Source organism: Prevotella sp. HMSC073D09, assembly GCF_001814145.1.
Taxonomy (GTDB): Bacteria; Bacteroidota; Bacteroidia; order Bacteroidales; family Bacteroidaceae; genus Prevotella; species Prevotella conceptionensis.
Genome location: NZ_KV815140.1, coordinates 23,281 through 33,802, shown reverse-complemented (window position 1 = coordinate 33,802; position 10,522 = coordinate 23,281). Strand labels below are relative to the sequence as shown.

Sequence of the window (10,522 nt, the reverse complement as noted above, 5' to 3'; positions counted from 1 at the left end):
TTGTTCTAAGTTTACTAGTTGTCCTAGGTTTACTGGTTGTTCTAGGTTTACTAGCTTTTTAGTTATACTAGCCCAACTAGTTTTGTTCGTTCATCGGTGGTTGCAGCCCTCTTTTCAGTTGACAAGTTAACAAGTTAACGAGTTGACAAGTTTGTAGGCGCAGCCATCTTTTCAGCTAACAAGTTAACGAGTTAACGAGTTGATAAGTTTGTAGGCGCAGCCATCTTTTCACCTTTTCACTTTTTCACCTTTTCACCTTTTCACTCCTTCTTGGCGGCTAGTTTACGATAAAAAGCACAGGCTTAGAAACGCAAAAACTAAGAAACTTATCTTTTTTAATATATATAATGTGTTTTTTAGGCAAACGATTGGTCTACTCTTCGATGTTTTTCGTAACTTTGCAACTCAAATATCACAACTCAAATAGGTTTATGACTGAGACAAAAAAGATTAGGACGGCACTCGTGTCCGTATTCCATAAGGACGGCTTGAACGAGTTGCTTGCCAAATTAAACGATGAAGGTGTAAAGTTCCTGTCTACTGGAGGCACACGCCAGTTTATCGAAGAGCTGGGCTACGAGTGTGGTGCGGTGGAAGACTTAACCGCATACCCTTCGATATTGGGCGGCAGGGTGAAGACACTTCACCCCAAAGTGTTCGGCGGAATCCTTGCCCGTCGCGACAACAATGCCGACAAAGCGCAGATGGAACAATACGACATCAACCCCATCGACTTGGTTATCGTAGACCTGTACCCCTTTGAGGAAACCGTGGCCAGCGGGGCAAATCAGTCCGACATCATTGAGAAAATAGACATCGGAGGTATCTCGCTCATCAGGGCTGGCGCAAAAAACTTCAACGATGTGGTGATTGTACCGAGCAAAAACGAATATGGCATGCTGCTCGACATACTGAAAGCCAGCGGAGCCAACACCACTTTGGCACAGCGTAAGGCTTTCGCCACACGCGCTTTCGGTGTGAGCAGCCACTACGACACGGCCATACACGCATGGTTTGAGGCTAACAATGCCTAACCGAAAGCGTGGCGGCACGCCCTGTGGCAATATAGCCAACAAGCAAACTGCCTGCAAAACCAACGCAAGCAATGGCCGAACATGAAGAGGTACAGCACGTTCGGCAAAGGCAAACAAGAAGTACAAATCTTCGCACAGGCGAACCAAAACACAGGCGGTTCGGACGCGATAAAAACGAGAAATAAAAGTTAATAAATAACGGACAGACAACACGCAAGACGACAAAACGCTGGGCAAGGCCAATCATGACGGGCGGCTTGGCATGGGGAACGCTTGTTTGTTGAGCCTGTTCAACAATCGAAAAACAAAGAAGACATGGGATTTTTTTCTTTCATGCAAGAGATTGCGATGGACCTTGGAACGGCCAATACCATCATTATCAGTGATGACAAGATTGTGGTAGACGAGCCTTCGGTCGTTGCGCTCGACCGCCGAACGGACAAAATGATTGCCGTTGGCGAACGTGCGAAGCTGATGTATGAGAAAACGCACGAGAACATACGCACCGTAAGGCCGCTGCGCGATGGCGTTATCGCCGACTTTACTGCTTGCGAGCAGATGATGCGCGGACTGATAAAGATGGTTCATACGGGCAGCCGCTTGTTCTCGCCTTCGTTAAGAATGGTCATTGGTGTCCCCTCGGGAAGTACCGAAGTGGAGTTGCGTGCCGTGCGCGACTCGGCAGAACATGCCGACGGCCGCGACGTGTACCTTATCTTCGAACCTATGGCGGCTGCCATCGGCATAGGCATCGACGTTGAGGCACCCGAAGGCAACATGATTGTTGACATCGGAGGTGGCTCTACCGAGATTGCCGTCATCTCGCTGGGAGGTATCGTCTCGAACAACTCTATACGCGTGGCCGGCGACGACCTTACGGCAGAGATACAAGAGTACATGAGCCGTCAGCACAACGTTAAAGTGAGTGAACGTATGGCCGAACGCATCAAGATACACGTGGGGTCGGCCCTGACCGACTTAGGAGAGGAGGCTCCCGAAGACTATGTGGTGCACGGACCGAACCGAATAACGGCACTGCCGATGGAAGTGCCCGTGTGCTATCAAGAAATTGCACACTGCTTGGACAAGACCATCGCCAAGATAGAGAACGCCGTACTGTCGGCTTTGGAGAACACTCCGCCCGAATTGTACGCCGACATCGTGAAGAACGGCATCTATCTTACAGGTGGTGGTGCCTTGCTGCGCGGACTAGATCGCCGTTTGCAAGAGAAGATTAGCATCCCATTCCACATCGCCGAAGACCCATTGCACAGCGTGGCAAAGGGTGCCGGCATCGCTTTGAAGAACGTTGAGCGGTTCTCTTTCCTCATGAGATAGGGGCATGCGCAACCTCTTTGCATTCATAGCGCGTTACAACCACTGGTTTGTTTTCCTCGCTCTTGAGGTGACAAGCGTGGTGTTGCTGTTCCAATACAACAGCTATCAGGGCAGCGTGTGGTTTTCGTCGGCCAACGAAGTGGCTGGGAAAGTGTATGAGGCCAACTCGTGGGTAGAGACATTCTTCTCGCTTACGCAGGTTAACAAGGAACTTACACAACGCAACTTGGAGCTTGAACAGCAGATGTCGGCCATGCAAGAATTGCTAACCAGGGCCAAACACGACAGCCTTGACGTGGTGCAGACGCAGAAAATGGCGCTGAGTGGTTTCAAACTTTACCCCGCAAGGGTGGTGAGTAACTCGTTAGACAGGAATGACAACTTTATCACCATCGACAAAGGCTGGGCTCATGGCATTAAGAAAGACATGGGCGTGGCCTGTGGAACGGGTGTTGTAGGCGTGGTCTACCTCGTTTCGCGCAACTATTCGGTGGTGATACCCCTGCTTAACTCGCATTCTAACGTCAGTTGTATGATTAAGGACCGGGGCTATTTCGGCTATTTGCATTGGAACGGGGGCGACCCAGGCATTGCATACGTAGACGATGTGCCGCGACATGCGCGATTTAAGCTGGGGCTAGACGTAGTTACCAGCGGTTATTCGTCTATCTTTCCGCCAGGTGTGCTTGTTGGCAAAATACTTCATGTGTTTAATTCGCCCAATGGCTTGTCTTACCGATTGCAGGTAAGGCTATCGACCGATTTCGGCAAGTTGCGCGACGTATGCGTGATAGACAATGCCGGTATGGAAGAAAGGTTGGAGATGATGCGCGCCGTGCAAGACTCGCTTAAAGTGAAACGCGAATAGGCGACACCTTCATCTTATGGCCGAAACAAGTCGGCCGTTGCTTGCAACGAAGTTATAAGTGCCAACTTCCACCACTTTCGGAAAACAAACAGAAAACAAGGCCGAAAGGCCGATAAAGAAGAGAGAAAGAAAACAAACATGACCGTAGGCGTATTGAAAACATTAGGAACGTTCCTAGTATTCCTGTTGGTGCAGGTGCTGGTGCTAAACCAAGTGCACCTCTTCGACAGCGCCACCCCTTTGCTATATATATATATGGTGTTGCTCTTTCCGCGCAATTACCCCAAGTGGGGTATGCTTGCTTGGGCATTCGCCATGGGCTTAGGCGTAGACATGTTTTCTAATACGCCCGGCGTGGCAGCCGCCTCGCTTACGCTTGTGGCCTTGTTGCGGCCTTATCTCTTGGAACTTTTCTTACAAAGGGAAAGCGCCGAAGACCTTGTGCCCTCGATGAAGGTGCTGGGCTTTGGGCGATACCTGTTCTTTGCCTTCATCATCGTCTTCACTTATTGCTTGGTTTTCTTTTCTTTGGAGGCCTTCTCGTTCTTTAATTGGATGCAATGGCTGTTTTGTGTGGGCGGCAGCACGTTGCTAACCTTGGTGCTGGTGCTGGTGCTAGACAACCTTAGAAGTAGATAAGGGGGGAACTGGGCGTGAAAGATTTCGAACTCGACAAAAGGCGGTTGGTTATCGGTGGGGTGGCTATATTCATTGTAACGGTCTACCTTATCCGCCTTTTCACGCTGCAATTGCTCAGCGACGACTACAAGAAAAACGCCGACAGTAACGCTTTCCTCAAAAAGATTGAGTACCCATCGCGTGGCGCCATCACCGATAGGCACGGGCGTTTGCTTGTTTATAACCAACCCGCATACGACATCATGGTGGTGATGAACGAAGAAAAGGGACGGCTAGACACGATGGAATTTTGCAATGCCTTGGGCATTACCAAGGAATATTTCATCAAACGCATGAACGATATCAAGGACCGCAACAAAAATCCAGGCTATTCGCGCTTTACCGAACAGGTGTTTATGAGTCAGCTTTCGGATAAAGAGTTCAGCGTTTTCCAAGAAAAGATATTCCGTTTTCCAGGTTTCTACGTTCAGAAACGCAGCATCCGACAATACCAATACCCCTACGCCGCACACGTTTTGGGCGACGTGGCCGAGGTTTCGAAAAGCGATGTGGAGAACTCCGACTATTATCAGCCGGGCGATTACATCGGCAAACTGGGCATAGAACGTAGCTACGAAGAACAACTTCGTGGCGAAAAGGGCGTGCAGATACTTCTGCGCGATGCCCACGGGCGTGTTCAGGGAAACTATCAGAATGGAAAGTTCGACCGTCGACCTGTGGCCGGCAAGAACCTGACGTTGGGAATTGACATCAAGCTGCAAGAACTTGGCGAGCGTTTGCTCGAAGGAAAGATTGGCAGTATCGTGGCTATCGAACCCGCTACGGGCGAAGTGCTCTGCATGGTGTCGTCGCCAACCTACGACCCGCGCATCATGGTGGGCCGACAAAGGGGCAAAAACCACCTCGCACTTTCGAAAGACGTGTGGAAGCCCTTGCTCAATCGTGCCATCATGGGTCAATATCCGCCGGGTTCCACATTCAAAACCACGCAAGGACTCACCTACATGACCGAGGGGATTATCGACGAACACACCCTTTATCCCTGCGCACGCGGCTTTAATTACCGCGGTCTGCACGTGGGATGCCACCCACATGCGGCTCCCACCAACCTTGTTCAAGCCCTTTGTACCTCGTGCAACAGCTATTTTTGTTGGGGATTGTTCCACATGATTGGCAACCGCCGACGCTACCACAACGTGCAAGAGGCCATGAACACATGGCGCGATTACATGGTGAGCATGGGCTTTGGCTATAAGCTTGGCGTGGATTTGCCCGGCGAAAAGCGCGGACTGATACCCAATGCCGCCTTTTACGACAAGGCATACAAGGGTTCGTGGAACGGACTTACCGTCATCTCCATCTCTATTGGGCAGGGCGAGGTGAACCTGACGCCCCTGCAAATAGCCAATCTTTGCGCAACTATCGCCAACCGCGGCTATTATTACGTGCCTCATGTGGTGCGTAAGGTGCAGGGCGAACAGCTGGATACGCTTTATCGGCGCAAGCATTATACCAAGGCCAGCCGCAAAGCTTACGAATATGTGGTACAAGGAATGCGCGCATCGGTAGTGGGCGGCACCTGCCATGCGGCCAACAGGGCCGACTATTTGGTGTGCGGTAAGACGGGTACTGCGCAAAACCGCGGTCAAGACCACTCCGTTTTCATGGGCTTTGCGCCTATGGACAACCCCAAAATAGCCATTGCCGTGTACGTGGAGAACGGCGGATTTGGCGCCACTTACGGCGTGCCGATTGGTTCGCTCATGATGGAACAGTACATCAACGGAAAGCTTTCGCCCTTCTCTGAGGCGCAAGCAAGTGTTTACCAAAGCAGAAGGATAGCGTATGGCACGAGCAACAGATAGGCAACCCAGCATGCTTGGGTCGTTGGATTGGTGGACGATAGGCATCTATCTGGCGCTACTCACCTTCGGATGGGTGAGCGTTTGCGGTGCCAGCTACACCTACGGCGACACCGACATATTTAGTCTCGGCACGCGTTCGGGCATGCAAATCGTGTGGATTGGCACGTCCATCTGCCTTGGTTTTGTGCTGCTCACCCTCGACGACCACTTTTACGACACCTTCGCCTTTGTCATTTACGGCGCCATGTTGTTGCTGCTCTTCGCCACAATCTTCAATCCGCACGAGATTAAGGGTTCTCGTTCGTGGCTCGTGTTGGGGCCATTGCGCCTGCAACCAGCCGAGTTTGCCAAGTTTGCCACTGCCTTGGCCGTGGCCAAACTGATGAGCACTTACGGCTTTTCCCTGAACAATTGGAAAGATTTCGCCTCTGCCTGCCTCGTGGTAGTATTGCCGATGGTTTTCATTGTGGCGCAGAAAGAAACGGGTTCGGCCTTAGTTTACGTCTCGTTCTTCCTCATGTTCTATCGCGAAGGCATGTCGGGCAGTTTCCTTTTCACGGGCGTGGCGATGGTTGTGTACTTCGTTGTGGGCGTTCGTTTCGAAGAAGTGATGCTTTGGCAGACGCCAACGTCGCTCGGACGTTTCATCGTTTTGCTCCTTGTTCAGCTGTTTACGGCTGGCATGGTGCGTAGCTACACCAACGATCGCGGCCGAACAACGCGCCTTGTTGCGCTTGGAATACTCTTCACGGGTGTCTGTCTGCTCGTGTCTAAGTACATTGTGGCTTTCGATGTAACCATCGTGCAGCTTGTGTTGACAGCTGCCCTGGTGTGTTGGCTTCTTTACCGTTGGCTTAGCGCGCGCATTCGCAACTATTTCTACGTGGCACTCTTTGCCGTTGGCTCGGTGATGTTCTTCTATTCGGTAGACTATGTACTTAACGAAGTGATGGAACCTCACCAGCGTGTGCGCATCAACGTGTTGCTTGGACTGGAAGAAGATCTTGCCGGTGCTGGCTATAACGTACACCAAAGCGAAATAGCCATTGGGTCGGGTGGACTCAAAGGAAAGGGCTTTCTAAATGGAACACAAACCAAATTGAAATTCGTTCCCGAGCAAGATACCGACTTTATTTTCTGCACCGTAGGCGAAGAAGAAGGCTTTGTTGGTTCGGCTGCCGTGCTGTTGCTTTTCCTTGCATTGATATTACGGCTCATCAAGTTGGCCGAACGGCAACCATTTAAGTTCGGTCGCATATATGGTTATTGCGTGTTGAGTGTGTTTCTCTTCCACCTTTTCATCAACGTGGGTATGGTCTTGGGCCTTACTCCCGTTATCGGCATCCCCTTACCGTTTTTTAGTTATGGCGGTTCCAGCTTGTGGGGATTCACGCTTTTGCTCTTTATCTTTTTACGAATAGACGCCAGTCGCAACAAGTCGCGAAGGCAATAAAACCATTTCGCCTCGTGTCTTAAGATGGCCTTTGCAGGCTTTTCTTGTCTTGCTTACCGTTTCGCAACAAACCTCTTGTAGTACGGCTACCGATGGCTTGTAGTGGCACTACAAAAGAGTTGTAGGGCCACTACAATTTGTTTGTAGCAGCCCTACAAAGGCCTTTGTACGGCAAAATATGCAGGAAACGCCTTTGCTTATTTCACGCGAACAAACTTCGTTTCACTCCTATAGTTGCTTATAAACAAGGTGTCTTTGTTGACACTCGCCTTCTCTCCCTTGACGAAAGACTGGGGAGATGAGGCCTATTATAGGGCGGTTTGCGCCAGTTTACTTCACCGCATACTTCTTTTTGCCGATGATATACATGCCCTTGGGCAGCGTTTTCAGGGCGGTATCAATGTCGATGGTGTGCCCCAATGCCTTTCCGTCTATCGTATATACGGGCAGGCTCCTGGCCGATGGTGTGCTTTGTAAGGGCGATGTGATGCCTGTTGTTACGGGTTTTACAACACCTAGTAGACCCTCAACGGTGTAATAGCCGCCATTCTCAAAGGGCAGGTCGGCCGTTTGCGGCGAGCCGCTGTTGCTAAAAATAATTCCTTCGTTGCCAGCAGAGCTTGCTTGTTTGCTGTTATTCCAAGTCCACTTCCACACGTGCGTACCATTTGCAGTGGTTCCAACCTTTATGCAGGCAGCACCAGGCCACTGGTTGCCCGTGTAATTATAGCCCTTGTCCCATTGCCAGCAAGTTATTGTGTTGCTCCAATTGGCAGGAGCCTCGAAGAAAGCACATCTTTCGCCTTTCTTAACCTGGCAGAAATCAGGTGCATTAAAGCCTGCATCCTCGCCCTTTATGGCTTTAACGGCGGTGAGGTCTACGCCATCGCTTACGTAAAGCTTATACTTAGGACCTTCTACGGCCAGTTGGTAGCCCGCTGTTTGGGCGTTGTTCACCTCGCCCAGCAGCAACAAAGCCTTACCCTTAGTGCCTTGTGTGCACAATACGAACCCATTTGCAGCAGATTCTGCCTTAACAATCTTGCTTTGGTTGGTTAGTCCCACGGCTTTGCGTGTGGCAATAAGACGTTTCAACGACTGCTTGTACATCTTCCAGTGGCGTAGAAATACGCAAGGCGTGCCTGGCATAGTGAGAATGTAGGCGTTGGCTGCCAATACGTTGGCATATAGTTGGGCACCGCCGTTTTCTTTGGGTCGACCCGTGTCGTGATTGTCTACAAAGGTAACTGCGTAACGACTATAAGCTTGGTCGGCGGCAAGCGTAGCATCTGCAAGCCTGCCCCAACGGCCTTGTCCAAAGGCATCGTTGATGGCATACTTCATGGGGAAGTCGAAAGCGGCACTTTGTATGGCACCGTTCGCACGCGTTCCCTCAATCCATTCTTTCACCTTTTGAACATTTCCGTCCCAATATTCGCCCACCGAGAACTTGGGATTGGCAGACGTATTATACTCGCCTATGTAGTGTGCGGCATAGCCTTTCACCATGTCGTACCTGAAACCATCGTACCCTAAGTCGGTAAGCAGAAACGAAAGATAGGCCTTGATGTTGTCGCGAACGTTCTGTCGGGTGTGGTCCAGGTCGCGTCCGCCCCCGAAATCGTCGCCCGTGTCGGCCGCACCCGTTACGTTGTAGCCGTTTGCCTTCGTGTTCCCACCGTCGTCGTTGGCGCAGATGTCGGCCAACGTCCACGTCATGGTCTTGCCGTTCCATTTCTCTGTGGGAAAGTCGCACCAGTTTGTATTGCCTGCTCGGTGGTTAATCACCACATCTTCTATTATTCCCGTTCCCTTACTTTTAAAGGTTTTAATCATTTGGCGCAGTTCTGCTTCGGTGCCGAACGCGCTTAAATGGTTGAACCACCAAATGGGTAAGTAGCCCATTTGCATGTGGGTGGTGTTGCAATAGCCCGATTGCGGCACCCATATTTGGTTAAAGGCGGCCGACAACTCTGTGGCCTGAGCCTCTAATGTGGTCCAATGGGTGTCGTCGTAGCTGTCCCAATAAAATCCTTGGAGCATCACGCCGGCGTAGTTTTGTGGCCATCCTTGGGCCAAAGCCTTGGTGCAGACCGTTAGCAACAGGGCTGTTAAAAGTGTAAAGAGCTTTTTCATAAGTTTTTAGCGATTGATTGTCTGGGGCTAAGTTCGTAAAAATTTGCGTACGGTGGCGTGTTCAATGCGCGATAAGTTGCACTCTTTTTGCGCAACCGATTGCATAATTGGGCTTTTCTTCGCCTTTGTATAGGATGGCAATGGCTTGGCTTTGGGTGTAAGTTTGTGGGCTTTGTTGCCTATTGTTGCAACCCCATGCGTGCGAATGAATGGCTAAGTGCGTGTTTGCAGGTTGTAAATAATAGCGGACTTGTACGCTTACAACTCGAAAACTCAACAATTTTCTCCTTTTTATGGTATTACGAAAACAAATCTAACACGTTTATTAGGTATGTAAAATAAAAAATGTAACTTTGCAAATAGTGGGCTTGAACAGACATTTTACTTATCAAACTTATATGCAATGAAACAGAATTTACGCTTAATAAGCTGCACAAAGACAGCAAATGATAGTGAATTGGCGAAAAAAAGAGTGGGGAAAGGCCTGTTAAAGCTAGCCTTATTCTTCGTTATGCTTTTCGTTGCAGGCTCTTTTTCGGCCTCCGCGCAGCAGTCTAATGGTCCGGACGTGGCTCAGTTTGCTGCGAAAATGGACAAGGCGAAGTGGAAGAAATCAGGCTTAGGCTTTACTTATCCCAACTTTTTTGTCGCTCGCGAAGTGTTCGACGACGACATTCCCACCCTTTATAACATATATAGTTGGCGCAAGGTGATGCTGGGATACTGCTCTCTTGGTGCATGGGCGGTGGTAGACGATAACTTCCCAAACGAGGGGCAGCAGCTCATCAACAAGGTTAAGATGAAGAAAATCACTTATTATCCTAGGGGCAAAGGCGTGTTTTCGGGCTTTACCAACGATGGGCGCATATTCTATGCGAAGTGTAAGCCCACGGAGGGGGGTATGGTTACGCATTTGGAAGTGCTGGCTTTAATCTATCCCAAGAGTTATCAAAAGAGCGTGGACGTGCTGATTAAGCAGATTGCCAGTTGGTAGCCAGCAACGCTTATCTGTTTTGCCGTTAGTTCGTGGCTTAACAAAAGGCGGCCGTCTGGTTTAAAACGGTGTTTAAGTTGCAATAGGATGTAGCCTCTCAATAAACGGCATCGTCGTACATTAGATAGTATAAAACAGAGAAAGGAAACCCCATGAAACCAAACGGAAAGAACATTTGCGCGGCCTTAAAGCAGG

Annotated in this window: 8 protein-coding genes; 7 read left to right on the top strand and 1 reads right to left on the bottom strand. The window is 50.0% G+C overall.

Annotated features, from left to right (window positions below; translation table 11 throughout):
- Nucleotides 1-431 precede the first annotated feature (431 nt).
- The 6 genes from HMPREF2955_RS13705 to rodA all read left to right on the top strand — a co-directional run bounded on the left by HMPREF2955_RS13705 (nt 432) and on the right by rodA (nt 7,197).
- On the top strand, nt 432-1,034 hold the full coding sequence (locus tag HMPREF2955_RS13705) for an IMP cyclohydrolase (RefSeq protein WP_070723973.1): 603 nt from the start codon (nt 432-434) through the stop codon (nt 1,032-1,034).
- Nucleotides 1,035-1,349: 315 nt separating this feature from the next.
- Entirely contained in the window at nt 1,350-2,372 is a 1,023-nt protein-coding gene (locus HMPREF2955_RS13700; RefSeq protein ID WP_009231349.1) for a rod shape-determining protein, read from the top strand.
- Nucleotides 2,373-2,376: 4 nt separating this feature from the next.
- Nucleotides 2,377-3,240, top strand: a complete 864-nt coding sequence (gene mreC, locus HMPREF2955_RS13695) for a rod shape-determining protein MreC (RefSeq protein WP_070723972.1) — start codon at nt 2,377-2,379, stop codon at nt 3,238-3,240.
- A gap of 138 nt (nt 3,241-3,378) precedes the next feature.
- Nucleotides 3,379-3,879: a rod shape-determining protein MreD gene (gene mreD / locus HMPREF2955_RS13690; RefSeq protein ID WP_070723971.1), complete on the top strand. Its 501-nt coding sequence runs from the start codon at nt 3,379-3,381 to the stop codon at nt 3,877-3,879.
- Nucleotides 3,880-3,893: 14 nt separating this feature from the next.
- Nucleotides 3,894-5,744, top strand: coding sequence for a penicillin-binding protein 2 (gene mrdA, locus HMPREF2955_RS13685; protein ID WP_070723970.1), 1,851 nt, complete (start codon nt 3,894-3,896; stop codon nt 5,742-5,744).
- Nucleotides 5,725-7,197 (top strand): rod shape-determining protein RodA, encoded by a 1,473-nt coding sequence (gene rodA, locus HMPREF2955_RS13680; RefSeq protein WP_044078225.1) that lies wholly within the window; start codon nt 5,725-5,727, stop codon nt 7,195-7,197. The genes mrdA and rodA overlap by 20 nt, the downstream gene beginning before the upstream one ends.
- 330 nt (nt 7,198-7,527) lie before the next feature.
- Here the strand turns inward: rodA and HMPREF2955_RS13675 are convergent, their stop codons facing one another.
- Nucleotides 7,528-9,333, bottom strand: coding sequence for an alpha-amylase family glycosyl hydrolase (locus HMPREF2955_RS13675; protein ID WP_070723969.1), 1,806 nt, complete (start codon nt 9,331-9,333; stop codon nt 7,528-7,530).
- 403 nt (nt 9,334-9,736) lie between these two features.
- Between HMPREF2955_RS13675 and HMPREF2955_RS13665 the strand changes: the two genes are divergently transcribed.
- Complete coding sequence (locus tag HMPREF2955_RS13665; protein ID WP_070723967.1) at nt 9,737-10,327, top strand: hypothetical protein; 591 nt, start codon at nt 9,737-9,739, stop codon at nt 10,325-10,327.
- The last annotated feature ends 195 nt before the right edge of the window (nt 10,328-10,522 follow it).

Coding starts and splice junctions, on each gene's coding strand:
- rodA (WP_044078225.1), top strand. CDS start 5,725: ATGGCACGAGCAACAGATAGGCAACCCAGCATGCTTGGGTCGTTGGAT.
- HMPREF2955_RS13700 (WP_009231349.1), top strand. CDS start 1,350: ATGGGATTTTTTTCTTTCATGCAAGAGATTGCGATGGACCTTGGAACG.
- HMPREF2955_RS13665 (WP_070723967.1), top strand. CDS start 9,737: ATGAAACAGAATTTACGCTTAATAAGCTGCACAAAGACAGCAAATGAT.
- HMPREF2955_RS13705 (WP_070723973.1), top strand. CDS start 432: ATGACTGAGACAAAAAAGATTAGGACGGCACTCGTGTCCGTATTCCAT.
- HMPREF2955_RS13675 (WP_070723969.1), bottom strand. CDS start 9,333: ATGAAAAAGCTCTTTACACTTTTAACAGCCCTGTTGCTAACGGTCTGC.
- mreC (WP_070723972.1), top strand. CDS start 2,377: ATGCGCAACCTCTTTGCATTCATAGCGCGTTACAACCACTGGTTTGTT.
- mreD (WP_070723971.1), top strand. CDS start 3,379: ATGACCGTAGGCGTATTGAAAACATTAGGAACGTTCCTAGTATTCCTG.